This is a genomic window from Halomarina pelagica, assembly GCF_024228315.1.
Classification (GTDB): Archaea; Halobacteriota; Halobacteria; order Halobacteriales; family Haloarculaceae; genus Halomarina; species Halomarina pelagica.
Map to the genome: position 1 here is coordinate 162,905 of NZ_CP100454.1, position 23,495 is coordinate 186,399.

Below are 23,495 nucleotides of genomic sequence, written 5' to 3' on the forward strand. Positions count from 1 at the left end.
CCCGGTGGCGACCGTGTCCACGCCGGGACTGTAGTAGCAGATTGGATCGCTGTCCGGGTGGTCGAGGCGGATAGCTTCGGGCGGGTGCTGTTTGCTGGTTACACCTTCGAAGTCGCTGCGTTCACCTTCGTGGGCGAGGTGTTGCTGATTATCTGGCTGCTCGTCTACGGGCGTCGGATTCGCGGGGACGAGGAATCAACGTCCACGGTGCCCTGAGTCGGCTCGCTCGCTATAGAGAGTACACCTCAGTCAGGGCCCTCCCAACCAGATTGACATCTGAGTCCAGTTCTCCTACCCTGAGAATCGAGATGCTCGATTATAGTCATCTGAGTCCTATCAGACCCTAGTGAACGTTATGGCATCGATCCTCGTATTCTATGGAACCAGTCAAGGACAGACCGCCAAGATCGCCGACCGCATCGTCGGCGTCTTGCGTGACCGCGGCCACACCGCCGAGGCCATCGACGCCGGGCAGCTCTCTGACGACTTCGAACTCACCGAGTACGACGCCGTTCTCGTCGGCGCGTCCATCCACGGCGGCAAACACCAGCCCGAAGTCCGGACGTTGGTCACCACCGATCGCGAGGACCTGACCACGCGGCCGACGGGGTTCTGCCAAATGTGCCTGACTGCCACCCGACCGGATGAGGAGAGTCAGGCCGAGGCCGCAGGATACGTCACCGCGTTCGTCGAGGACACCGGCTGGCAGCCGGATCGAATCGTAATCTTCGGCGGCGCGCTTCGCTACTCGGAGTACGGGTTCCTCAAGCGGCTGGTGTTGAAACAGCTCACCAAGGACATCACCGGGGATACGGATACGTCCCGAGACTACGAGTACACCGACTGGGACGAGGTCGAGACGTTCGCCGCCGACTTCGCGACGTTCGTCGAGGAACAACTCGGCATCGTCGCGTCGGTTTCGGACGCCCAGAAGGGGGTCGAATGCCGACCGGTCGAGTGACAGTACCACGCCCGTACGTCCTCGGGTCGCTCGCAACCATCGCGCTGACGCTAATCGCGACGGTCGTCGGGCTGTTCGTGCCCAGCTTCTACCGTGATGCACCGGTGCTCCTTCCGCAGGTCTACGGGCAGGACCTCCTGACGCTCGTCGTGGCTGTGCCAGCACTCGCCGTCTCGCTGTACTTCGTCACACGTGGCTCGCTGCGAGCGTACGTCGTGTGGCTCGGGGTGACCGGCTACCTCCTGTACACCTACGCCTCCTACGCATTCATGACCGCGTTCAACGAGCTGTACCTCGTCTACGTCGCGTTGCTGTGGCTGACGCTGTTCACGTTCGTCGGCGGGATGGTCCGCCTTGACGCTTCCGTTGTGAAGCGAGCGGTCGGTGAGTTGCCAGTCCGGTCGTACGTGGCGTTCCAGCTGCTGCTGGTCGTCCTGATCGGGGTCCTCTGGCTGTCCGAGATTCTCCCAGCCACGTTCGCAGGGACCACCCCGCCGAGTATCACCGAGGCGGGGCTCCCGGTGAACGTCATCTACTCACTCGACCTCGGCATCGTCTTGCCCGCATTCGCCCTCTCTGCGTACTGGCTGTGGAAGAGACGGGCCTGGGGGTATGCCCTCACCGGCGTCCTCCTCGCGAAGATCGTGACGCTCGGCGGGGCGGTGCTAGCAATGGCCGTCTTCATGATTCGTGACGGTCAGACCGTCCCGCTGCCGCAGCTCGTTATTTTCGGGCTGCTGACCCTGGTGAGCCTCGTGCTGATGGCTCGGTTCATTCTGTCGATCGATACAGAACACAGTCCAGCCGCCACGAGGCCGTTCACCGAGCCCTCAAGTGAACCCGGGATGAGATAACGAATCATGCGGCTCAAATCGGTTCTGAGCGTGCTTGGTCTCCTCGTGGTCAGCGTCGTAGCTGTCGTCCTCGGCGGCAAGGCTCGTCTCGAGCGAGTTAACTCCCAACTCGTAGACGAACTGCTCGCTGCTGCCACCACGCGCTCTGATCACGTCTTCACGAAAGACGATCTCGACGGACTCCCCGAGCCCGTGCAGCGATACCTGGATACCGTCCTCACCGAAGGGCAGCCGTACGTCCGAGCGGTGCGCCTGCGGCAACACGGTGAGTTCCGCCTGGGCGACGCGGACGCACCGTGGAAACCACTCGAAGCGACCCAGCACGTCACGACCGCCCCACCAGGATTCCTCTGGGATGCTGTAATTGAGATGGCTCCACTAGTATCGGTTCGCGTTGTCGATATGTACAAGGATGGAACAGGCGCGTTACGCGCCAAGCTCCTCTCGACGGTTCCCGTTGCAAACGCCGACCCAAGCCCAGAGCTGGACGCTGGAGAGTTGATGCGGTACCTGGGCGAGAGCGTCTGGTATCCGACCGCTCTCTTGCCGAGTGAAGGGGTCGAGTGGGAGCCGATAGACGAGCGCTCGGCTAGGGCGACGCTCGAACATCGCGGAACGGCTGCCTCGCTGGTGTTTTATTTCAACGGTCGGAACGAAGTGGAGCGGGTATCCGCCGAACGGCCGTACCGGAAGGACGACGGCACGTACGAATCGACGCCATGGACCGGGTACTGGCGAAACTATCAGGTCAGAGATGGGGTTCGGATTCCGATCGACGGAGAAGTCGAATGGCATCTGCCGGAGGGCGATCTGCCCTATTGGCGAGCAACCGTAGAGGAAATCGAATACACGTGATAAGGTGGATATCGGCCGTTACGCCAAGTGAGACACGTCGGCAGGTTCTTCGATGTCAGCGAATTCACCGCGCTCGACCGGCTCCCAGTCGTCGCCGGGTTCGGGACTCCACCAATCGACCGTGTAGGCACCCGGTGCGCCGAGGATCTTCACCTGAGCCGACCCGTCAGGCAGGTCACGACGAAGTTTTTCGTCGACGTGGAGATTCCAGGTCGTGTCGGTATCGAAGCAGGCGAGGACGGCTTCCTCGTAGCCACGATCCTCATGTGATTCCTGGAGTTCAACCTGTGTGTTGCAGTCCCTGCAGAACACGCCCTCAAAGGGAATGTGGCTGAACACCTCGTGCCCGCAGACTGGACTCCAGAGGAACTCGAACAGTGCTTCGCTGTGGCGGTTGAGTACTTTGCGGGTCATTGTCAGAGCAGGCCTGGTTCACCCGGGACCTTCTTTGCCCGGATACAAACGACACCGCGTGAGGACTAGTCCTCTTCAGTGGTCTGTTTCTGAGATCGCTCTGGAGGTTGAATCACGAGCCGTTTAATTCGCGCGTTGTCGATGGCGTCGACGCGAAGGACGTACCCATTCTGCTCGATCTCATCAGCCATCTCGGGTTCTCGCCCGAGTCGGCTAAAGACGAACCCACCAATTGTCTCGACTTCATCGGTCTCGAACTCGACGCCAAGCCGTTCGTTCACTTCCCGGACTGGCACGCCGCCGTCGACGACGTACGTACCGTCGTCTCGTTCCTCGATTGTGGGACCCTGCGGTGCTGTGTCGAATTCGTCTCGGATGTCACCGACGATCTCTTCGAGAATGTCTTCGATCGTGACGATCCCCTCGAAGACGCCCCATTCGTCGATGACGACGGCGATCTGCCCCCCACCGTGCGTCTGAAACTCGGCGAGAATCGCGTCGATCCGTCGCGTTTCGGGAACGACGAGGACGTCGCGTGCGAGGTCGAGGGCAGTGACCGTGTCGTCGTGATCGGTGTCGGTTTCGCTCGCCTTCAGGATGTCCTTCGCGTGGACGAATCCGATCGGCTGCTCCCCGTCCTCGTCGAGCACGATATACCGCGTGTAGGTTCCGCTGGCGGCAACAGACCGGAGTTCCGAGAGAGTCATGGACGCAGAGACGGTCTCCACATCGGGGCGTGGCACCATGATTTCGCGGGCGATCGTGTCGCCGAGTTCGAAGACACTCTCGATCATCTCGACCTCATCGAGATCGATCTCTCCCGTCTCTTCGGAGCGAGTGAGAATCATCAGAATTTCTTCCTCGGAATGGGTCTCTTCGCCTTCTGCCGCTGGCGAGACACCAAACAAGCCAGTGAAGTAGTTGGCAGTACCGTTGAAGACGATGATACCCGGGATAAACACGTAATAAAAGAACTTCATGAGTGGGGCAACGAGGAACGCCACTCGCTCGGCTTCCTGAATGGCGAACGTCTTGGGGGCGAGTTCACCGAATACGACGTGGAGGAACGTGATGAAGCCGAATCCCAGCGCGAATGCAACAAGATGAATCGCCTCCGCGGGCAGGAGTTCACCGAGAATCGGTTCGATGAGTGCTGCCACAGCCGGCTCGCCGATCCACCCGAGGCCGAGTGACGAGAGCGTGATTCCGAGCTGACTGACTGCAAGATAGCCATCCAGATTCTCGATAGCATCCTGTACTATGCTCGCACCAGGCTTCCCGCGGTCGACGAGTGCGTTCACTCGGGTCGGCCGGAGCTTCACGAATGCGAACTCGGCGGCCACGAACACGCCGTTCATGATGACGAGGAAGAACGCGAGAAGCAACCCACCGACGGAGATCAGGTCTACCATACCCTTCATTGTCCTCTGAGTGACTTGTAGGGGATGGATACAGCGTCGCGCGACACGACTACGCTCACAAAGCGCTACTCGTCCGCTTATACGGATTAGGCGAGAAACCCCACGACTTGAGTCGTGGGATGAATCGCCGCACGGTTCGCAACCGCTGAAACCGCAAGGTTTGAGGTACCTCCGAGTCCTTCGCGGGAGAGGAGTAACGGGGGCGTGGCACTCCTAGCGGCGTGTCGGGTCGTCAACGTACGTTCCCAAACCAGCGTAAACGCGCGTGAGAAGCCCACGACTGAAGTCGTGGGAGAACATCACACACTCGAGGATTTCCCCCGGAATTACCGTGCTCGACAATGGATATGTGGACACGATCCTTCGACGACACAAGCATCACAACGGAGGCGTCTGGGATTTGAATTGAGGTAGAGTTCGAGCTCTGTCCCGAGTGCGGAAATCTTCAATATAGTAGTATCGCCCACCCCTGACGACCTATCCGAATGCGCAGTCTGTGGCGGCGATCTGAGTGACGTAGAGTCAGACAATCTAATCGAGTTGTGTAGCCGGTTTTATACACCCGCCTCTGTAATCAACCCATATGAGACATTTCGGGCTCAAGATCCGGATGGCATTCGTCGGCGCTATCCTCGCGGCGTTCTATCTCGTCGCCGTCACCGCGGCGATGGTGGTGTTCGGCCAGGGCGTCCTCCCGATCGCTATCGTCGGCAGTCTCCTCCTCGTCGGCATCCAGTACAAGATTGGGAAGTGGGCCGCACTACGGAGCGTCGGTGCCGAGGACCTCCCCGAGAGCCAGTACTCGCAGATCCACCAGTTCGTCGAGCAGGTCTGCCGCAACAAGAATATGGAGAAACCGTCGCTGAAAATCGCCAACATGGGCGTGCCGAACGCGTTCGCGGTCGGCCGCCGCGGCAACGGTACCGTCGTCATCTCCCGGGAGCTCATCCAACTGCTCGACCGCGACGAACTAGAGGGCGTCATCGCCCACGAACTCGCGCACATCGACAATCGCGACGTCGTCACCATGCAGCTCGGACAGGGCATCGCCTCGATCGTCGCCATCGTCGCCCAGTACGTCGTGCTCTTTACGGGCGATAATGATCTCGCGGACTTCTTCCTCGCCATCGTCGTCGGCAACATCGTTCAGTTCCTCGTGATGATCTTCGTGCTCGCCATCTCACGGTACCGCGAGTACGTCGCCGACGCCGACGCCAAGGACGTCATCGGGCAGGGCGAACCGCTCGCCCGTGCTCTTGAAAAAATCCAGCAGGGCAATCAGCACGCCCGCAAGTCACCCCGGAATACCCAGCGGCATCGCGGCCGCCCCCGCGGCAACCGGCGCGGCGACGCGAATGTCGACCAGCAGGTGAGCGCGCTCTGTATCTCCAGCCCCGACCGTGGTCTCCTCCAACGGATCGTCTCTACGCACCCGCCAATGGAGAAGCGCATCGAACGGCTTCGCTCGTAGATGCCCGGGATACGCGAACTCCTCGCGGTCGTCCTCGGCGCTGCGCTCGGCGTCGCGCTCCTCGCCGCGCCGCGAACCATGCTTCAGTTGTCCGTGTTCGTCAACCCGAATCGCCGACGCCGTGGTGACTACGGCACTGACGAAGCAATCCCTGACCGGTGGATGTGGGTCGCCCGTGGGCTTGGTGTCCTCTGTCTCACAATAGCTGCGTTCATCGCCTACCAGACGTACGCTTAACCACTCTGTCTACCAGTTTGGGGACGCGGATTGAAGACCTGTCTCGAGCTGTAAGTACGCCTCTTCCGATTTTTCCGTGTGGAATCGACCATCGACTCTCGCTAAATACTCATCAAGTACAGGTCACTGCTCGGCGCTGTAGACGATGCGCGAGGGCGCTTCGTAGCCACAGTCGGGGCAGTTGAACCATCGCTGCACGTTCGCCCCATCAGCTGCCTTCTCGCCGACGAGAACGTCGTCATTCGGGCACTCAGGACAGCCCAATTTGGGGGTTGGTCTGTCTCGAAGTGCGTCCCGAAATACTGTCTCCTGCTTCGTCTCGAAACCACGCGACCAGACCGGGTAGCCGTCGACGAGGATTGCTGCCCGCCACTTGTACCGGTATGAGTCCGGTACACGATGGAGAGTGGTTCGGGCTCCAGTCTCGGTGTTTCGATACGCGAGCGACGGGGTGCGACTCTCCCGTGTCCAGTTGGTGATTCGGGGCGTCGGTTAGAAGTGGACGTCGGCAGGCACGATCCAGAGGTTCTTGCTTTCCTCCAGGATTCGATCCAACTGCTCGCGATGGCGGATGCCGCTCGCGTGCTCGGTGTACAGGAAAATCGTCGGGCCGTCGTACGCACCGACCTGGTGGAAGGCGTGCCGGGCGAGGTTCTCATCGCGCATAATCTCCTGGTCTGAGAGTTCGTCGATGGCTTCCTTCACCCGTTCGAGATTGCGCTCGAACTCTTCTTTCGTCGCTTCCCACCCTCGGTCGAGTAGGTCCTGCCCGCCATCTGTGTCAACTGGTGCCGTGGTCGGGAGATCGCCCCACCGCGCCTTGCCCGCGACCGTCGTGTCCTCCTCGTCGAACGTTACATAATAGTCGAACACGGTGAAGGAATGCGGGTCCGCGCCCACCAAGCGGTCGAACACCGTCTTTCCGGTGGCCAATGCGTCGTCGTATGTCGATGCCTCTACCAGAGTGTAGATGACAATGTACATCTGCTTTTCACTTTTGCTGCCGACGACCGCGACTACGCTCCGCGTCACTGTACGCTGCGCCGATACCCCTTGCCGGCGCTCGAAAAACCTTGCAAGATTACACGCTCGCTAGGCGTCGTTTTGTTCCGCTCCAGTTACCTCCTCGACGGCGATTGTCAACTTCCCAATTCTGGGTTCCAAAGCAGTGCGTTTCGCAAAGTTGGCGGACAGCCTGTGAATCCGGTACGGTCGCACTAGTCGACGGTGTCGCTACTTGGAGTGTTACCCTACGTTGTTCTCGAGGGCATTTCCCTGCTGCCGCACCCCTCGTGAGACGGAAAACAACAACCGCGGCGGGCGCGCCTAGCTACCGGAGTCGAATCGTATCCCCGTTGCGCTCGAGAATCTGCTTTGCAACGAGTCGGGCAATCGCGTCGTCGACGGCACCTTCTGGATTGTCCGAAAGCGCTCGCACAGTCGCGAGGACTCGCTCCCGGATTGTTTCGACGTCGCCGATTCCATCGTCAACAGCCCCCAGCACAGTGTATTCGACTTCGAACTCTGTCGCGAACTCTGCAATACGAGCGGTGAACGTGTTTGGAAGCCCGGACAGTGAGGTCACCGCCATCTCGATCGCGAACAGCGGGTGCGAACGGTCACGAATCTGTCGTGCCTCCGTTGAGCCGGTATTGAACGATCGCTGTTCGTCAATTTCGGTCAGAATTACCTCGTAGTCCAACCCCCGCTGGGCGTACGTCCGCATGTCTTCGATATCGCGTCGACGACCACTCGCCAGGTCACCACCGGAGACTGCTTTCAGCAAAAACATATCCTCATCGGCGAGGACGAATGCCGTCGCGTGATTTCCTGCCCAGAACTCCTCCGCTCGGTCGTGCATCCGGTCGGTGATCCACACTTTCCCGACGACTTGCCGTTCGAAGATATCGATCTGGAAACCACGCTCCTTGTGATGCAACTCGACAGTTTTCCCGACACCATCGAATGATTCAGTTGGCTCGCCGACGACCGCGAATTCCTGCGACGTGAGCGTCTGGAATACGTGTTCGAACTCGGAGACGATTCCGAGCGCCAGATCGATATCCTCGGTCTGGTCCTTCAAGCCCCGAACTGTCATCGCAGACCCCCCGAGGAGGTACACCGTCACGGATTCCGAAAGCCAGCTGTCGAACTCCTCGAGAAACTCTTTGATCGCTTCGCCGCCTTTGAACACGGTCATGAAACTTCGTACTGCTCTTTGAGCGCCGTAAATTCTGCTTCACTCGGGAGGATGACAGGGGATTCCTCCGAGGCGTCGAACTCTCCCTCAAGTGGCCGATACATCGCAGCTACTGCAGATTCCAAATCGTACCACGTTGCAGTCTCCGTCAGCGTCTCCTGGTCGATGTCCAGCTTCTCGATCAAGAGCATTGCATAACTGACGCGGCGGGACCCGCTATCGAGGACGAGCGTGTGGCACACCACCTCGGCAGGTGTGAGTTCCTCGTTGGGGGCATACCAGAACGCGGGTTCGCCGGCGAGGAAGAACTGCAGGCCGTACGCTGCAAACCGAGCGAGTCCGGTCAGTTGCCAGTCGGAGGCGGACTCGAGTGCATCCGTATCCGTGGCTGTCTGGACGCGGACGAGTGCCCGCTTCGGATCACACCATTCGACGGTCGAACTCGGCGCGAGTGCCCGGACTCGCGACCGGTGTTCGTGTCGCACGACAGCGTGCGCGAACGCCAACAGCGGGGAGAGGTCCTCACTCAACGCGTACTCCGGGCCGGACGGGGACAACATCGCCCGATGCTTAAGCGGCGACAGGGCCTTGTGAACGCCCTGCCGAGTAATGTCGAGTCGCGCTGCGATCTCGGACACCGAACGGGGCTCGTCGAGATACCAGCACACCCGGAGCGTGGCCGGCGAGAGGAGGTCGGCCCACTCGACGTGGCCGAGTTCCGCCTGGAGGCTCCGGTACGCTTCGACGACCGAGTGATCCGCGACATGGACCTGCCGCTGGTTGTTGGGACCACGGCGTTCGACGAGAAGCCCTGCTTCCAGCAACTCATCGAGGACGTCGTAGAGGTGTATCTGCGAATACCCAGTGTCCGTCGCGAGCTCAGCTGCCGTCGCGTCCCGGCCGGTACTCAATGCGTCAATGACGGCGAGTCCGGCCTTGGTGAGCATCTGTGTCTACTCTAAATCCTATTCGTATAAATACGTTTCTGGATTTAGGTTGACGAATCTGTTATTCGGCGACGAGATCTGCGAGCGCGTTCTCTAGCGTCCCGTGGAACTGCCAGCTCGCCCGCTCGAAGGCCTCGTCGGTCGGGCCGTCCCAGCGGGGGACCCCGGAGTGGTCGCTCACCTTGATGGTCCACTCGGCCGGCTCGTCGAACGGGTTCTGCGTCGGAAGTTCCACGACGTAGAGGAACTCCTCGTCGCCGTGGATGCCGTTAGCTGGGTTCTCGACACCGTAGCCGAGCAGGAACACTGGTTGGTCCAGATGCTCCATGTTTGCCGGTTTGGGGAGATCCGCTGGCTGCGCTGCGTCGATCGTTCGCTCCGTCTCACCGTCTAGGTAGAGTCCCATCGTCGAGAGCTTGTCAAGGAATACGAACGTTGCAGCCGTGTAGCCCGGCCCGCGCTCGGTACAGGTTGCATCGAGGAGGTCTTTCAGCTGTGCGAGGTTCCGGAGGACGCTCGTCGGGTTAGCCGCCAGAATGGCGGTAGACTTGTGCAACGCGGTCGTCATGGGCTGGTTCGCTAGTCTGTTCGACTCGTTGGACAAATCGGAGTTGACTCTGTGTCGACATCGATTTTCCCAGCGCGTGTGCGCCGGCGATGGGTGCCGGCGCACAAAAACGAACTCGATGTACCCTATTTCAGGAGTCCACCAACCACTCGACGGTAATCGTCAGATTCCCCGACTCGTAGTCGGCCTCGAAGTCGACGGTAAACGCGTCCGATTTGGAGGCGGCGTGGTAGGCTCGATGAAACTTGAGTGAACCAGTCGCCTTGAAGTGAAAGAACGCGGCTGCGGTGTAGGGCTCGCTTCGGGTTTCGATCTGTGTCTCGACTGAGGCAGGGAGCGCGATCTGTGGCATGTCGGTGTCGATGCCTGCTGCGAACGCCTTCGCCTCCTCGACGGTCGCTTGCGAATGCGCTGGTGTCTGGCCGGTCAGCACGTCCACTGGTGTCTCTGTGTCGTCGGTGAACAGGACGTCTTCGAAGGTCTGTGTCCCGAGAACCGCGTCGGGGCCCAACTCGCAGTCGTGGAACGGATCGTCGGCTAGTTCCTCAGTCATGGAATCATGAGCCCACGAGGGCTCAGTCCTTCCAGCCCTCGAAAAACAGCAGCTGCGTCGAAGCAGGTTGTCTACGAGTGGGTCAGACTCGCCCTTTCGAACGTTGCTTCCCCAGTCGAGATGAGCAACTCCTGCCGATCGCCGACCCGTTCAGCGAGCTTCCGTTTTAGATACTGTCTCGCCGTCGACGGCGTGAACACACCCTTATCGATCATGTCGCCGACGACATCCTTGAGCGCCTGAAACTGCCCCTGCAGTTGGCCGTCACCGACTGGCTCACTATCGTCCCAGTGCACAGTGGCGAGTGCGCCGTTCCCGACCGTCTCGCCTTGCTCAATCATCCCTGAGTCGTACTGCAGACCGAACCACAGCGTCCGATACGCGGTCACCTCGAAGGTCGACGACACCACGAAGAACGCCTCGTGATGGAGGTAGTCGAGGTGGTCGGCCACGATCTCGTCGAGTGAGAGGCCTGTCGCTCGAGGCTTCGGCTCGACGACCGTCTATGGTTGGTCTTCGCCAGCGAGGTAGCCGTCGACAGCGTCTGTCTCGAGGCCATCGGCCAGTTCCGCGAGCAGCTGTTTCGCCCACTTGGTGTTTGTGTCGTCACCGCCGAATGGCGTCGCCGCCGTGATGCGGTGCTTCAGTTTGAGGTTCGCAGCTCCCCACTGAGAGTAGTGGAGTGTGTACGTGCCGTCGGTTCGTACGCAACGAGTGCACGATGTCCCATGGTAAAATCGCCTCACGGAACGATGCTCGTGTAGAGTCGCCCCGTACCTCTCTGGGAATGATAAATCAACAATAAAAGCTGATATTATTTTGATATTTACCGCGGGGATCTGCCCTGACTACTGATTCGAGCTATGGATCCTCAGAGAAATCGGGGTAGGAGATCGGGTCGTTGTTCAGCGGAAGAAGTGAATCAAGAGTATATAAATGAATTATCATTGTTTTTACCTAAACTGGCAGGCAGCGTCCGATTTTGACGAAACCTGAACCCTATGGGGTATGGTATGTGTTTAGCCCGAACTGATTTCGCCACTGTCTCATAGGAAGCGCACAAGCCGGGCTGTATGTACTGGCGGCAGGGTTTCGTGGTGATCCACAGGGATGGGCTCCGCGGCGGAGCCCATCCCGTCACCCCTGCTGTCATCGCTGGTAGGTGGGATCTGTGAACGGGGACGATCTCACCAAGGAGGAACTGCTTTCTCGCTTTCTTCAACTTGAGCAGCGGGTCGAAGAACTCGAACAGGAACTCACTCAGAAGAACAAGCGGATCGAAGAACAGAACGAGCAGATCGAGGAACTCGAAGCACGGCTTCGCAAGTACGAAAATCCACACACCCCGCCCAGCAAACGACGGTCGGCGACCCCTCGGTCGCCGACCTCGGACAGTGACGAGGACGACGATAACGTCCGTACTGACGGCGGAACACCGGGTCGGAACGACGGACACGATCCAGAGTGGCGAACAGTGTCTGATCCCGATGAGGAAGTTGAGGTCACCTGCGACTGCTGTCCAGAGTGTGGTGAGGATCTCGACGAGTCGGTGGGCGTCAGCCCCCGACTCGTCGAAGAGATTCCCGATCCACAGCCGCCTGTCGTCACCCGGTACAACCGTCACTGCTACGAGTGTGAGTCCTGTGGAACCGCAACTGTTGCCTCACACCCCGACTGCCCCGATGAGGGGCAGTTCGGGGTGAACGTCATCGCACAGGCCGCACTCTCCCGGTACGAGCAGCGACTTCCCTACCGGAAGATCGCTGATCGCTTCGAGCAGCTCTGTGGGTTGGAGCTTTCGGGCGCGTCCGCGTGGCACGCGACCGAGCGCGCTGCGCGCGGCGCTGCGATACAAAAAATCCGTCGCCACATCCAGGACGCTGATGTCGTCCACGTCGACGAAACCGGCGTCAAACGTGACGGTGACCAAGCGTGGATCTGGACGTTCAGGACGGCCGAGCACACGCTGTACGCCGTCAGAGAGAGCCGTGGTCATGATGTTCCCGCGGAAGTCCTCGGTGAGGACTTCGCGGGAACGGTCGTTTGTGACGGCTGGACGGCGTATCCGGCCTTCACCAGCAACCTCCAGCGGTGTTGGGCCCACTTGCTCCGTGAGGCCGAAGACGTCGCCGACGACCACAAGAAGGGAGAGCGGATTCACCGATCTCTCAGGCAGATGTACGTCGGTCTCCAGGCGTGGCTGGAGACCGACCCAACAGTCCGTGAACGGGCACAGATGCATCGGTCTGCCCGGGCCGAACTCACCTCGCTCGTTGAGCGGTCAGAGACCGACGGAGCAGTGGCAACACTGCTCGGGAAGATCGAAGGTGGGCTCGACCACTGGCTCACCTTCGTCGGTGAGCCAGCGGTCTCACCGACGAACAATGCTGCCGAGAACGCGCTTCGTGAGCCGGTCGTTCTCCGGAAAATCATCGGGACGCTCCGTAACGACCATGGAATGTTCGTCCACGAGACGTTGCTGTCCCTGCTGGCGACGTGGCGCCAGCAGGGACGCAACCCCTACGAGGAACTCAAGCGAGTTGCCCGAGACAACGAGATGATTTCACGGGCGCAAGCTGTGCCGGTTGTCGAGCCCTCGGGGTAAACACATACTCGTGGTTTAAATCGGGGGTCGAGGAAAATAGCGCGCGTCAGATGAAGAGTGAGATGAGGCCAAGAACGAGCGCGGTGTATACCACAGCGAACACGGCGAACGCGAGGATAGTCAGTGTCGTTCGAATGTGCGCTCTGGCGTGTTCTTGAATTGTCGCACTGTGCATATCTTCACTGAACACTGTCGGCTGTCGGGCCAACCCTGACTACTTTCCCTACAAATTCACTCCCGTCCTCTTCACCTTCTCCGTCGACTTTGAGTTTGATGTCCTTCCATTCCACTTCTCCGAAGCCACCTTCAGTGCAAACGATGGTTCCTGAATCTGAGGTGATAAAGCCACTTGCGTTGGTACTAGGTGACTCGCTCAGAGTGATGTCGTAGTATTCGCTAGCCGTTGGGTCTCCATTGAAGTACGTGTTTGTGGTGAAGTGGAACTCGATTATCTCACCCGAATCAAGTCTGAGGTGGTGGGGGTCTTGATACTGGCTTCGGTTGTGGTAGAGGTAGGCACGCTCCGCTCCAAAATCCCTGTCTCCCGTCATTGGTTAACTCTGACTAGGAAGGCTACTGTCATAAATCGATGATACGTATCGCCGTCGCGACTGCCTTCTCGACATCTTTGCTTCGAGTTTCTGTGTTCTCTGAGTGAACCAGTATCTCCGACTCCTCGGTTGTCTTCACTGCGGAAGTGTGGAGTGATGAGGTGTGCGGCAGTAGACGACACGTAATCCCATACCGTTGCTCGGTGTCGACCTTGTGGATGTCATGGCACAAGCGCGGTTCGCCGCGATGCATCAGCGCACGCTGGCGATACTCGAACAGCTCGCCTTCGAAGGGTTGGTCGAGAAGCGTGAGGTCCGGGCACGCGAGTACTTCGAGGGTAGAACCCACCAGTACGCCCCGCCAGACATGACATCCGAGGAGACAGCAGCGGCGTACGGGCTAACTGATGCTGGTCGCGAGTGGGTCTCTGAGCACGCTGACTGACCAGCCAGCGGACTTGCTGGCCAGCTTTTCGGCACGTAGCTCACGAAACGTCCTCTCTGTTCAGCACCGTGCTTTGAGCGCGTCACTGGGAGCGCCCAGATATTCGCATTCACGAGTGCGTCGGACAGTCCTCTACTTCGAGTAAAATCTCAACCGTTTGCGAAGCTTCATCCCGGTACTCCCACACACAGCAGTATGGCTCGCTGGGAGGAATATGAAGTTAGCATGACTGAGCTGCGGCTCCAGTCTTTCAATCGGCCAGAGCCCATCTTCATGCATCCGAGATTAGCCCCTCGGATAGACCGCATTGATGACTTGTACAAGCAATACGATGCTCTTGACAACTCCTTCTCCGACGAAGCCGCCGACCTCATCCGGACTCTTCAAGACGAACTTCGTTTGCTCTTCGTGGTCGCGAATGCCGCGTTCAAACACAACTGTGGGTGTATCGTCTACTGGGAGCTGTTTAGACCTGAACTCTGCACGAAGGAACTGTTAGACCAAATCACGAGTACACCGAGGCCTGAAACGCTTGAATCGATGCTGTATCAATCGGGGGTACTAGGTGGGAACATAGTTGGAGACATGAAGAAAATCAGAGGGACTCGTCACGGATTCGCCCATGATATGAGTGTTAATCTTGACTGGGATGGGGAGCTTCGGGAGATGGCTGTTCTTGCGATGCACATCATTGACATCCTATACAGCTTCGAACCGCGACAGCGAATTGATGATTCTGACTTCTCCTGGACGAATCCCGATAGCTGGTAAAATATACTCGCGCGTATATAGAAAGGCCGACACGTTTACTTCTGTGTAGTTCTCGTGTTGATGTATGAGCAACGAGGGAGCTCAGTTGGCACTCGGTATAGGCGTCCTCGGCGTGCTGGCGGTCTCGGGGGCGGGAGCAACGCTACTTGAAACAGGGGGGAGACTCTGGTCTGACCCGACCATCGGTCCACTGCTTCACTGGCTCGGGAACATCGTATTCCTGGCTGTGGTCTATAGCGTGATGGCTGTGGCAGTCGCCGGGATACTGTACGCCTTCGTCAAACCATCTGGGTGGTGAAACAGATGGAAACGCAATCGCCACTCTCCGAGGCAGTCGAGAACCTCCGGGGGGCGGCGAGAGAACTCGTCGATGGGGTCTCCTTTCGAGAGCTGCTGGGGCTGTTCGTCGTCATCCCAGGTATCCTCTTGGCAGTAGAAGGGGCTATCCAGAGTGATTACTGGCTGTTGGCGGGAGTTACTCGGTCGGATTTCTACTCCACGCTCATCGGCCAGCAACTGTTTTCAGTCGACACTATCGTCGAGGCGTACCTCTCCAGTGTCGCTCACCAAAACTGGGCGTCCCATCTGAAGGGGAACCTGATAGCGTATATTCTGTGCGTATCAGCACTCTATCCGATGGCAGTGTTGAGTCGAGAGAAGCGTCGAGTCGGTCAGGTGTTCGCCCTCGTGTTGGTGACTGCTCCGTTGTTCGTGAGCGTGATGAGCATCCTCTATCCGATGGGACGACAGTCCATCGGGTTCTCCGGGGTCTTGTCCGCCTTTTACGGAATGCTCCCCGTGGTGACCGTCGCCGCGATAGACGTCCGCGTCGATACGGACTTCGACGCGTTCTGGTCTCTCATCGTGATGTTCACCGTTTACACGCTGCTGTTGGTAATCGTGGGTAGCTTCGTGTACGCGGCTGGCGTCTTCGCGATTGTGGCCGGGCTTCTCGTCTGGTTCCTGGTTCGGGTTAAACTTGATGGCGCGATGGAGGTGCTACGGGTAGCGACCAGCCCCGAGTACCCGATGTTCATCTGGGCGGTTACTATCGCGATTACGGGGGTGGGTGCGATGTTCTATCAGCTCGCCCCTGGAACGAACGTGGTCGCCCATCTCGCGGGGTATATGTTCGGGTTCCTCGGAGCGTTCTTGTTACTCGGCGATGGAGGCATCAGCGATGCGCTGCCGTTTGAGTCGGTATGATGTTGCTCACTATCTGGAGCAGTGATGGTCTACAACATCACAACGACCGTGAACGTTATTATCGCTCACTCCACTCCACATGATAATGCGGCAACCGGACCAAGCGTGGATTCGCAACCAGCTCCGCCAACTCACTGACCACTCCGACACACTGTGTGAAATCGGCGATGAAGAGGTGGTTGATGCCACGTTCGGTCCCTGGACGGCGCTCAAGCTCGTCTCACTCACTGCGACTGTGGACGTCTATACGTCTATCATGGCGAACAACGGGTTCAACTACTACTACGTGGACGCCATGTCGGGTGGAGGCATCGTCAATCTCGACGGCTGCGACGGCGCGTTGGTGGGTTCACCTATCATTGCGGGCACTGTCCCTCGTGAACCGTTCGAGAAGCTGTACTTCGTCGAGGCGTCACGCGACCGGGCCGAAGCGCTCCGTGCCCGACTTGACTACGCAGTTGACGAGATTGATGCATTCAACCATACTCGCGACGACTGCGTGGTGATACACGGTGACGCGAACGAGGTCCTTCCAAAACTCCCACAGATGATAAAGGAAGACAACGGGGGGACGCTCACGGGGCGAAACGGGATGGGCGGCGCACATCACCTCGCATTCATCGATAACGAAAAATACGAGGTCAAGTTCGAGGCGATTCGGAAGCTCTCCACCATGCTAAACGACCTCCTCATCAATTACCAAGAGACATCTCTCAACCGGCAGTATGGCCGAATTCTCCGGGGCGACTGTGAATGGGACGACTTCCTCGCGTTCTTCGACAAACGCGGTGGGGTGAAACGGTTAGAAGCCCCCGAGGACCGCTTCGACTTCTACACGAGGTTGCTCGAAAACATCGACCGCTCAGAGTACCGCTCTCTCCAAGTAAGGGGCTCGAACGCCTACTCCTACGCCTATCGAATGGTGTACGCGACTCGGCTAACTGGCGGTGGCAGTGAGTACGCTCAGTTCATGGACGGTCAAAAGCGGAAAATCGAAGGCATCACTGGCGACGAAATCGGGACCGTTCTCGATACGATGCGTGGTGCGGGAACGACACTCGACCTCTGGTCTGCGGAAGAGAAAGCCGAGGACGGACAGAGCAAACTCGCTGACTACTGAGACGGCAGCTCGGGCATCGGCGTGTCTGGCGTCTCTCTTCCACCGAACGATTCTGGCGACTGGCGCTCACGCCACTCCGAGAGCCATTCGGACACACGACCGTCCGTGAGCTTCACGAGCTCTTTGTCCGGCCAGAGATGGATTGGAAGTCCCATCTCGTCGCCTATCTCTTGGACCGCCGAGAGGTGGGCGACCGCGTAGTCGACCCACTGCTCGACGTCGGTGAGCGTCTCCAGATGGTTCGCCAGCTCCGGTTCCCCGGCGTCACGAGCCGCCTGGATGCACATCTGGAAGTTGCCCGCGCGTGGGTTGATGGGTTCGTGGAACACGACCGAAGGGTCGCACTCGGCTACTCGACCGAGGAGCTCACGAAGGTCGCCTCGGTCCATCGTCGGATACGTCGGACTCATGGAAACGAACGTATTTACGCCGAGTTCGTTGAACTCGTCCAGCCCACGGAGTCGGTGCTCTGGTGAGGGCGCGCTCAGCTCGATAGCAGCGACCTCGTCGGCGTTGAGGGAGGGAATCGAAGACCCGATGGTGACGTACTCCCCAGCCGCTTCGAATGTAGGGTGGTCTTGGAGCGCGAGGATAGGGTTTCGAGTCAGCACTCGTGCGTACCTTTCGTGCTTCGCCAGTGCCTCAACGACTCCACGTGTGATGTCGCCCGCGCGCCCGTCCATGTAGCAGTCTGTGGAGAACGAGATGCCTACGACACCCGCTCCCTTCTCGGTCTCCTTCCACGTGTGCTTCCGACCGAGGTGAGCGTCGAGGCGCTCGTCGAGGCCGTCACGGTAGAGCACATACGAGCCCCACTCCTTCTGGGGGTTCTTCACTCCGGCCTCTTCTTCGAGCATGTCGGGTCGCGCGCGGATGTTGGGCGTGGAAGGGACGTAGCAGAACTTGCACCCGTGTCGGCAACCGGTGGCGACGTTCACGACGTAGTCGCAGAGGTGTTTACTACTGAGACTGGATTCGCTGAGTATGGCTTTGGTCGGGTCTTCCTCTGTCCGCACCCGACTATCGCGCTGGGTTTCTTGTGACATATGGAGTCCCCGATACCATTCGGTTAAGTGGCACTTCGTATTGCTTATATAAGTGCTCTTTCCTCGGAGTGTAGGTAAAGCGGTAGAGTCGGGCGGTTCGAGAGCCAGTAGAGGTTCCTCTTGACATCGGTCACGAGGAAACACTCCTGAGTGGTGTGCGGTGGGGTCTCATCAGCGACCCCTGAGGCAGAGTTGAACCTTGGAGTAATCATTCACACCAATTTGACGAACAGCGACACTCACTCGGTGGCTTGGTCAGTCTCGGTTTGGTCAGAGCCATTGAGCCATTCTTCCAGTCCATCCAACTCGCCAACCCATCGCTCTGTACCGCCTGCAACCCTTACTACTTCTTCTACATCCCACACACGCTCGCTAAGCTCGGAAACGTCACCACAAGAGTTGATGAGCGACTCGGCGGTGAACACCTGCTGAGACGGGAGAGATTGTAGCTCTGTCCGACGCTCTACCGGTCCAGTGTATATGAATGACTGTATCGGGGGGTGCGGGACGAGCTGAGGGTCGTTGATTCGAAGATAGATGTCATCTCCGAACTTATCAAGTCGACACCAGTACAACTCCTGTTCATCCGGTTCGTAGTACTCGTAGCGATATGCGTCGTCATCGTTGTCACAGAGGTAGGCTTGTCCTTGTGTGAACAGGCAGAAGTCACCGTAGGAGATACGACCCAGTAGATTTCGATAATACTCGTGTGGACACGCGCTTGATACTCGGGGGTCACCCCGTTGCAGACCCCGATAAGCCCTATCTACCACGAAACGTTTCGCGTTGACGTAGATACGCTGAAACTTTGTCTTCTGCTCTGTCTCTGTCTCTTTATAGAGGTCCTCTGCCTCTCGACAGACTGTCGTGCGCATTCGAAGACTTGGGCTGAGCGTCCTGTCAGAAGTCGCGTAATCACTCCATGCCTCAATCATGGCCGCCATCTGTTGTACCATCTCGACCGTGGCGTATTGGTGGCGTCTGTAGTGTTTTAATTCTTCAACAAAGTCTGCAACTTCGTCCTCCGAACGTCCATCCGAGTGTTTAACCTCCCACAAAATCCCTGCTGCCGTCCGTTGGACGTTCTCGTACCAGTCAAACTTGTTGCGTCGCTTTTTCAATCTGTAGCTCGCCATATCCCCGATGATGCGGCTCGCTACCCCACCGACGATGCCGCCGAGGACTCCTAGCACTGCCGGTTCAGTCAAGAGTTCGATTACATTCACCATCCGTTCAGGATTTGTCTTTCGTCGTCTCAGAGACTTCCGGCGCAGAACACGCGAAGCGGGGCATTATGGGACTACGTTCTCAAATATATGGAGTTAACCTTTCGATGTCACCCATCGAACCTATAGCGGACGAAACCGCTGTTCGACTCATATGCCAGGTCACCAACGACGAACTCACGATGTTTTATCTACCCTCCATCAACTCGGTGGCCAAGAACCTTCTTGTCGACTCAGGCAACCTCCTCACTCGTGACTAAGCACAAGTCTCCTGGATGGAGGCCCAGAGTACATCTTTCACAGCTCGACCCGGCTCATCTCCTTAATGATGTGGCTCTCACTCGGCTTGTGAAGGTATGGTTCGATGGCGCTATACGACGACCACCCACCCAAGTCCAACGTCGGTACCCGGCTGGATCGAGCAGGCCTACGAACGGCTCACTGCCGCCATCGATGGCCGACACGAGGGGTTCTCCCGCGCACAGGCACAGGAGTGGCTGCTGGCCGATGAGACCTTCGTCGACGAGCCGGCCGACGCCCGGTACGCCGTCGATCACCTCCTCAAGCAAGGATGGCTGTACGAGGCCAACGGAGAGCTGCACATTACCGATCCCGACTACTAATGTGGGAATCGGCTCCACCACGAGTGGGCAGTGTCCCCATCGGCCAGGCCAGGGCGTGACCGCAGGAGGCCGTCGAGACTGCCCTCTCGACCCTCACCTCTACCAACCGCAGTACGAGCTCTCTTGGAGCGGTTGCACAGTCAACAGGAGGCCATTCGGACCGCTGCTAGCGGTCGTGGGGCTGGCTAGGCTTGCTCGCTCCTTACTGACGAGGGATATCAGCGGCTGCCAGCAGCTCGTCGAGAAACGTCGAGAGGAGGTCGGCAGGATCGCGGTCGGGTGCATCTGCTGGTTCCTTCCAGAGTTCGACGTCGAATCGCTGGGTGGCCGTCGCCTCCCCCTCAGTGACGATCAGCATGAGAATGGCCGTCTGGTAGATTACCACCGTCCGCTGCTCGTCGACCTCGAGGTGTTCGATGCCAGCCCTCGACAGCGCACCCTCGAGATCGATGGGGGTAGCCACCTCACAGTGCTGGACTGGTTCGTCGCCGGTCATGGCACTCGCTACGACACGGCCGTATAAGTACACCCGGACAGGACACTCGACCCGGGCAACCGTTATTATTCAGGGTATCTAACGAATACCGTACGCACCGGTGGGATCACGGCTCAGCGTGGTCCCGATACCTTGATCAGCGTACCCATGCGAGCAAACAAGCACTCAGCCAGTGAGGAGAGACAGCCCGACTTCGAGACGGTCTGCGAGCAGACCATCCACGACGCCAGAAACCTCCTGGTGAGTCGACCAGCGACCGACTTCGAGTCAGTCGCGGCAGCGCGCTCGGCGTTTCTCGAGCACGTCCGGGGAATGTATACGGTTCATACCGCCGGGCTCGAGATCGACGGCGAACCACAAAACGTCCAGCAGCACCTCGAGGAGCGGGCAACGACGTTCTTCGACCACCAATTGGTCGACATGTATGAGTGATCGTAGTCAGTGCCGGCATCACCACAGCCATAGGGCGTTTCGAGATCCCGTCACGAACGAGTGAGCAACCATGGCTACCGACGGCGCACGGAGTTGACCACGCGACCATCGTCCCCAGACTGCAGAGTGACCGACTCCTACGATCGTTTTCGCCAGTTTTTCGCTTGCAACGTGGGGTACCTCCGTCACCGACACGGTCCCCCCGTCATGTCCGCATACCCCTCAGAGATCGATCGGCAGCGCCACAGACGGCTGATTAGGACGATTATATCTGATAGATGACAGGATAGCCGTGAGAACGGGCCCCGCTGGGCCGCAGCGTGAGAGCAACAGGTGGCCAAAGCTTCAAGACGTGTTGCCCAGGAGAATATACTACCCAATCATCTAACCAGCCGATCTACCCACTCACCACGATCGCCTATGGACCCTACCTCATCACGACAGACACCACTTGGCTCGCTCGCCAGCGACGCACTCGCGCAGCTCGAAGCGCCCATGCAAGAGACGGACGGGATGCGTCAAGCGATTGCACGCAACGTACTGCAGAACCAGGGGTTTACCGAGGCGGAAGCGGATGTCGCGCTCACGCAATTGCTCAGTCGGGGCTATCTCTACGAAGTCAACGACCGCCTCTATCTTACCCCTGGCTAACCCTGACGTCCTCGATGAACCGCAGCTTTCGACAGGAACTCTGCGATGATCACCGTCACGTCACCGTCGGTCGCTTAAGTAGGGGCATGCCACTGTGAGGGCCGTACCACGCGACCGTTGCCTCTCCCCCTGCCGGAAACTCAGGGTTATTCGTTAGTATTTCTGTCTCGTAAGGAAGATAGCGAGTAGCAACGATCGTCGGAGGATTAGTTCCTATGAAACTAGAAACTACGGATTCAAGAGCCGTATATGAGAGAACCACTAAACGGACGCTCGCTCAATCGTAAAGAGTTCTAACACAACTCTATGGGGTGTTTGGCACGTATGACACACGTGGTATCCGCAGCACACGAATAGAGTCGGTACGCCGAGGAAGCGATACTGTTTTGAATTCTGCACACGATCATATGATCATGCGCAGAACGTTTATCAACCGTGATCGGGAGTTCGAATTTCTCGATACACGATTCACCACTGGTGAACGGCAGTTGCTCGTCTTCTATGGACGCCGTCGCGTCGGGAAGACTGCACTCGTCACCGAGTTTCTCGAACGATGCTCGCGCGATCACGTCTACTTCCTCGCTGACCAGCGGGGTACGGACGCAAATGTGACCCGCTTCGCCCAGCAGTGTGCAGCCGCATTTGACGATATTCCGCCAGCAGTCGAGGGCTTTGACGATGCCTTCGAATACATCGTTCGGCGGATCGACGATGCGTTTGTCGTCGTGATCGATGAATTCTCCTATCTTGTCGAGGAAGACGAGTCGATCCCATCCGTGTTCCAACGGATTCACGACGACATCCTCGCGGAGACACAGGTGTCCGTGATACTGCTCGGCTCATCGATTTCGATGATGGAGGAGGGAGCACTCAGCCACGAGAGCCCACTCTACGGACGTCGAACGGGACAGTGGAAGCTGACACCACTGCGCTTCGTGGACGCATGTCGCTTTTTCCCGGCGTATTCAATCACCGATCTGATTCGCGTATACGCTGTCCTCGGTGGTGTGCCGGCCTACCTCGAGCAGTTCGATCCGGAGGCATCGGTGCCCGACAATATCCGTGAGCGCGTTCTCTCGAAAGGAACGTTTCTGTACGAAGAGCCAGAGTTCTTCCTCCGTCAGGAACTGCGTGAGCCAGCAACCTACATGGCGATTCTGGAGGCGATGGCGGCTGGCAACACGAGAGTCACCGAGATTGCGAACGCAATCGGTCGCGACGCCAGCGGCATGTCGCGATACCTGCAAAACCTGCAACGGTTAGAAGTCGTCGATAAACTCGTTCCCGTGACCGAGCCGAATCGAAAGCAAGGGATCTACACGATCTGCGATCACTTCTTCGAGTTCTGGTTTCGCTTCGCGTCGCCAAACCTCTCCGATCTCGAACAAGGGAACGTCGACCCGGTCGCTAAATCCGTGATGAGTGGCCTCAATGAACATACGAGTTGGGTCTTCGAGGATATCTGCCGGCAGGCAGTCCAGCATCCCAACTTCCCCATTTCCGTGTCCCGGACTGGGACATGGTGGTACGACGAAGAGGAGATCGATGTCGCCGCTGTCAGTGAGGACGATGAACGACTCGTCCTCGGTGAATGTAAATGGACGAGTTCGCCAGTCGACGACGGCCTTCTCACGGCTCTCGAAGGAAAAGCGTCGAGTGTTCGGTGGCGTGGAGTGAATCGAACTGAGTACCTCGTCTTGTTTTCGAAGAGCGGCTTCACTGAGTCGCTCCGAGAGACCGCGAACGAGCGGGACGATCTCTTGCTCTACGGTCTTCCAGAGCTGGTTACACTGTTCGATATCGAGACCACATCCGAGTCGGCACGGTCTACTTAAGCCAACG

27 protein-coding genes and 2 pseudogenes are annotated in these 23,495 nt (G+C 58.5%); 16 read left to right on the forward strand and 13 right to left on the reverse strand.

From position 1 onward, the window contains the following. Nucleotides 1-57 precede the first annotated feature (57 nt). The 4 genes from NKI68_RS00855 to NKI68_RS00870 all read left to right on the forward strand — a co-directional run bounded on the left by NKI68_RS00855 (nt 58) and on the right by NKI68_RS00870 (nt 2,670). Nucleotides 58-216 carry a hypothetical protein gene (locus tag NKI68_RS00855; protein ID WP_254544800.1) on the forward strand — a complete coding sequence of 53 codons (159 nt, stop codon included), beginning with the start codon at nt 58-60 and terminating at the stop codon, nt 214-216. 139 nt (nt 217-355) lie between these two features. After that, nucleotides 356-961, forward strand: coding sequence for a flavodoxin domain-containing protein (locus tag NKI68_RS00860; RefSeq protein WP_254544801.1), 606 nt, complete (start codon nt 356-358; stop codon nt 959-961). Beyond that, nucleotides 943-1,815 carry a hypothetical protein gene (locus NKI68_RS00865; RefSeq protein WP_254544802.1) on the forward strand — a complete coding sequence of 291 codons (873 nt, stop codon included), beginning with the start codon at nt 943-945 and terminating at the stop codon, nt 1,813-1,815. Before NKI68_RS00860 ends, NKI68_RS00865 begins: the two co-directional genes overlap by 19 nt. Before the next feature lie 6 nt (nt 1,816-1,821). Continuing rightward, nucleotides 1,822-2,670 carry a DUF6920 family protein gene (locus NKI68_RS00870; protein WP_254544803.1) on the forward strand — a complete coding sequence of 283 codons (849 nt, stop codon included), beginning with the start codon at nt 1,822-1,824 and terminating at the stop codon, nt 2,668-2,670. 18 nt (nt 2,671-2,688) lie between these two features. Here the strand turns inward: NKI68_RS00870 and NKI68_RS00875 are convergent, their stop codons facing one another. Continuing rightward, nucleotides 2,689-3,084, reverse strand: coding sequence for a DUF7567 family protein (locus tag NKI68_RS00875; protein WP_254544804.1), 396 nt, complete (start codon nt 3,082-3,084; stop codon nt 2,689-2,691). A gap of 65 nt (nt 3,085-3,149) precedes the next feature. Continuing rightward, nucleotides 3,150-4,496, reverse strand: coding sequence for a hemolysin family protein (locus NKI68_RS00880; RefSeq protein WP_254544805.1), 1,347 nt, complete (start codon nt 4,494-4,496; stop codon nt 3,150-3,152). Between the two features lie 619 nt (nt 4,497-5,115). Here NKI68_RS00880 and NKI68_RS00885 point away from each other — a divergent pair. Both NKI68_RS00885 and NKI68_RS00890 read left to right on the forward strand, forming a co-directional pair. Beyond that, nucleotides 5,116-5,976, forward strand: coding sequence for a M48 family metallopeptidase (locus NKI68_RS00885; RefSeq protein WP_368410895.1), 861 nt, complete (start codon nt 5,116-5,118; stop codon nt 5,974-5,976). Beyond that, on the forward strand, nt 5,977-6,213 hold the full coding sequence (locus NKI68_RS00890; protein WP_254544807.1) for a DUF6199 family natural product biosynthesis protein: 237 nt from the start codon (nt 5,977-5,979) through the stop codon (nt 6,211-6,213). A 123-nt stretch (nt 6,214-6,336) separates the two neighbouring features. Here NKI68_RS00890 and NKI68_RS00895 read toward each other — a convergent pair whose 3' ends face one another. The 7 genes and pseudogenes from NKI68_RS00895 to NKI68_RS23725 all read right to left on the reverse strand — a co-directional run bounded on the left by NKI68_RS00895 (nt 6,337) and on the right by NKI68_RS23725 (nt 11,211). Next, nucleotides 6,337-6,693, reverse strand: a complete 357-nt coding sequence (locus NKI68_RS00895; RefSeq protein ID WP_254546457.1) for a DUF7568 family protein — start codon at nt 6,691-6,693, stop codon at nt 6,337-6,339. Between the two features lie 12 nt (nt 6,694-6,705). Continuing rightward, a complete protein-coding gene (locus tag NKI68_RS00900; protein WP_254544808.1) occupies nt 6,706-7,197 on the reverse strand; it encodes a DUF7995 family protein in 492 nt (163 codons plus the stop codon). Nucleotides 7,198-7,543: 346 nt separating this feature from the next. Further along, complete coding sequence (locus tag NKI68_RS00905) at nt 7,544-8,413, reverse strand: hypothetical protein (protein WP_254544809.1); 870 nt, start codon at nt 8,411-8,413, stop codon at nt 7,544-7,546. Beyond that, nucleotides 8,410-9,360, reverse strand: a complete 951-nt coding sequence (locus NKI68_RS00910) for a MarR family transcriptional regulator (RefSeq protein ID WP_254544810.1) — start codon at nt 9,358-9,360, stop codon at nt 8,410-8,412. The genes NKI68_RS00905 and NKI68_RS00910 overlap by 4 nt, the downstream gene beginning before the upstream one ends. 61 nt (nt 9,361-9,421) lie before the next feature. Beyond that, nucleotides 9,422-9,989, reverse strand: a pseudogene (locus tag NKI68_RS00915) (hypothetical protein). A 69-nt stretch (nt 9,990-10,058) separates the two neighbouring features. Beyond that, the gene (locus NKI68_RS00920) at nt 10,059-10,481 is read right to left on the reverse strand and encodes a DUF8025 family protein (protein ID WP_254544812.1); all 423 of its coding nucleotides are present in this window, start codon (nt 10,479-10,481) and stop codon (nt 10,059-10,061) included. Nucleotides 10,482-10,552: 71 nt separating this feature from the next. Beyond that, nucleotides 10,553-11,211: pseudogene (locus NKI68_RS23725) on the reverse strand (DUF6735 family protein). 441 nt (nt 11,212-11,652) lie between these two features. Here NKI68_RS23725 and tnpC point away from each other — a divergent pair. Beyond that, entirely contained in the window at nt 11,653-13,086 is a 1,434-nt protein-coding gene (gene tnpC / locus NKI68_RS00930) for an IS66 family transposase (protein WP_254544814.1), read from the forward strand. Nucleotides 13,087-13,265: 179 nt separating this feature from the next. Here the strand turns inward: tnpC and NKI68_RS00935 are convergent, their stop codons facing one another. Continuing rightward, nucleotides 13,266-13,637: a hypothetical protein gene (locus NKI68_RS00935; RefSeq protein ID WP_254544815.1), complete on the reverse strand. Its 372-nt coding sequence runs from the start codon at nt 13,635-13,637 to the stop codon at nt 13,266-13,268. Between the two features lie 223 nt (nt 13,638-13,860). Between NKI68_RS00935 and NKI68_RS00940 the strand changes: the two genes are divergently transcribed. From NKI68_RS00940 to tcmP, 5 genes are all read left to right on the forward strand, one after another. Further along, nucleotides 13,861-14,082 (forward strand): hypothetical protein, encoded by a 222-nt coding sequence (locus NKI68_RS00940; protein ID WP_254544816.1) that lies wholly within the window; start codon nt 13,861-13,863, stop codon nt 14,080-14,082. Nucleotides 14,083-14,277: 195 nt separating this feature from the next. Next, nucleotides 14,278-14,853 carry a hypothetical protein gene (locus NKI68_RS00945; protein WP_254544817.1) on the forward strand — a complete coding sequence of 192 codons (576 nt, stop codon included), beginning with the start codon at nt 14,278-14,280 and terminating at the stop codon, nt 14,851-14,853. 64 nt (nt 14,854-14,917) lie between these two features. Then, a complete protein-coding gene (locus NKI68_RS00950; protein ID WP_254544818.1) occupies nt 14,918-15,151 on the forward strand; it encodes a hypothetical protein in 234 nt (77 codons plus the stop codon). 5 nt (nt 15,152-15,156) lie between these two features. Beyond that, nucleotides 15,157-16,059 (forward strand): hypothetical protein, encoded by a 903-nt coding sequence (locus NKI68_RS00955; RefSeq protein ID WP_254544819.1) that lies wholly within the window; start codon nt 15,157-15,159, stop codon nt 16,057-16,059. 85 nt (nt 16,060-16,144) lie between these two features. Beyond that, nucleotides 16,145-17,179, forward strand: coding sequence for a three-Cys-motif partner protein TcmP (gene tcmP, locus NKI68_RS00960; protein WP_254544820.1), 1,035 nt, complete (start codon nt 16,145-16,147; stop codon nt 17,177-17,179). Here tcmP and NKI68_RS00965 read toward each other — a convergent pair. Then, nucleotides 17,173-18,036 carry a radical SAM family protein gene (locus NKI68_RS00965; protein ID WP_254544821.1) on the reverse strand — a complete coding sequence of 288 codons (864 nt, stop codon included), beginning with the start codon at nt 18,034-18,036 and terminating at the stop codon, nt 17,173-17,175. The genes tcmP and NKI68_RS00965 overlap by 7 nt on opposite strands. A 428-nt stretch (nt 18,037-18,464) precedes the next feature. Next, complete coding sequence (locus NKI68_RS00970) at nt 18,465-19,454, reverse strand: hypothetical protein (RefSeq protein ID WP_254544822.1); 990 nt, start codon at nt 19,452-19,454, stop codon at nt 18,465-18,467. Nucleotides 19,455-19,807: 353 nt separating this feature from the next. Here NKI68_RS00970 and NKI68_RS00975 point away from each other — a divergent pair, with 353 nt between their 5' ends. Then, nucleotides 19,808-20,074, forward strand: a complete 267-nt coding sequence (locus tag NKI68_RS00975; protein ID WP_254544823.1) for a hypothetical protein — start codon at nt 19,808-19,810, stop codon at nt 20,072-20,074. A gap of 202 nt (nt 20,075-20,276) precedes the next feature. On the opposite strand, the gene NKI68_RS00980 is transcribed toward NKI68_RS00975, so the two are convergent. Beyond that, nucleotides 20,277-20,570, reverse strand: coding sequence for a hypothetical protein (locus NKI68_RS00980; RefSeq protein WP_254544824.1), 294 nt, complete (start codon nt 20,568-20,570; stop codon nt 20,277-20,279). A gap of 147 nt (nt 20,571-20,717) precedes the next feature. Here NKI68_RS00980 and NKI68_RS00985 point away from each other — a divergent pair, with 147 nt between their 5' ends. From NKI68_RS00985 to NKI68_RS00995, 3 genes are all read left to right on the forward strand, one after another. Next, nucleotides 20,718-21,002, forward strand: coding sequence for a hypothetical protein (locus NKI68_RS00985; RefSeq protein ID WP_254544825.1), 285 nt, complete (start codon nt 20,718-20,720; stop codon nt 21,000-21,002). 420 nt (nt 21,003-21,422) lie between these two features. Continuing rightward, on the forward strand, nt 21,423-21,653 hold the full coding sequence (locus NKI68_RS00990; protein WP_254544826.1) for a hypothetical protein: 231 nt from the start codon (nt 21,423-21,425) through the stop codon (nt 21,651-21,653). A 413-nt stretch (nt 21,654-22,066) separates the two neighbouring features. Continuing rightward, nucleotides 22,067-23,488, forward strand: coding sequence for an ATP-binding protein (locus tag NKI68_RS00995; protein ID WP_254544827.1), 1,422 nt, complete (start codon nt 22,067-22,069; stop codon nt 23,486-23,488). The last annotated feature ends 7 nt before the right edge of the window (nt 23,489-23,495 follow it).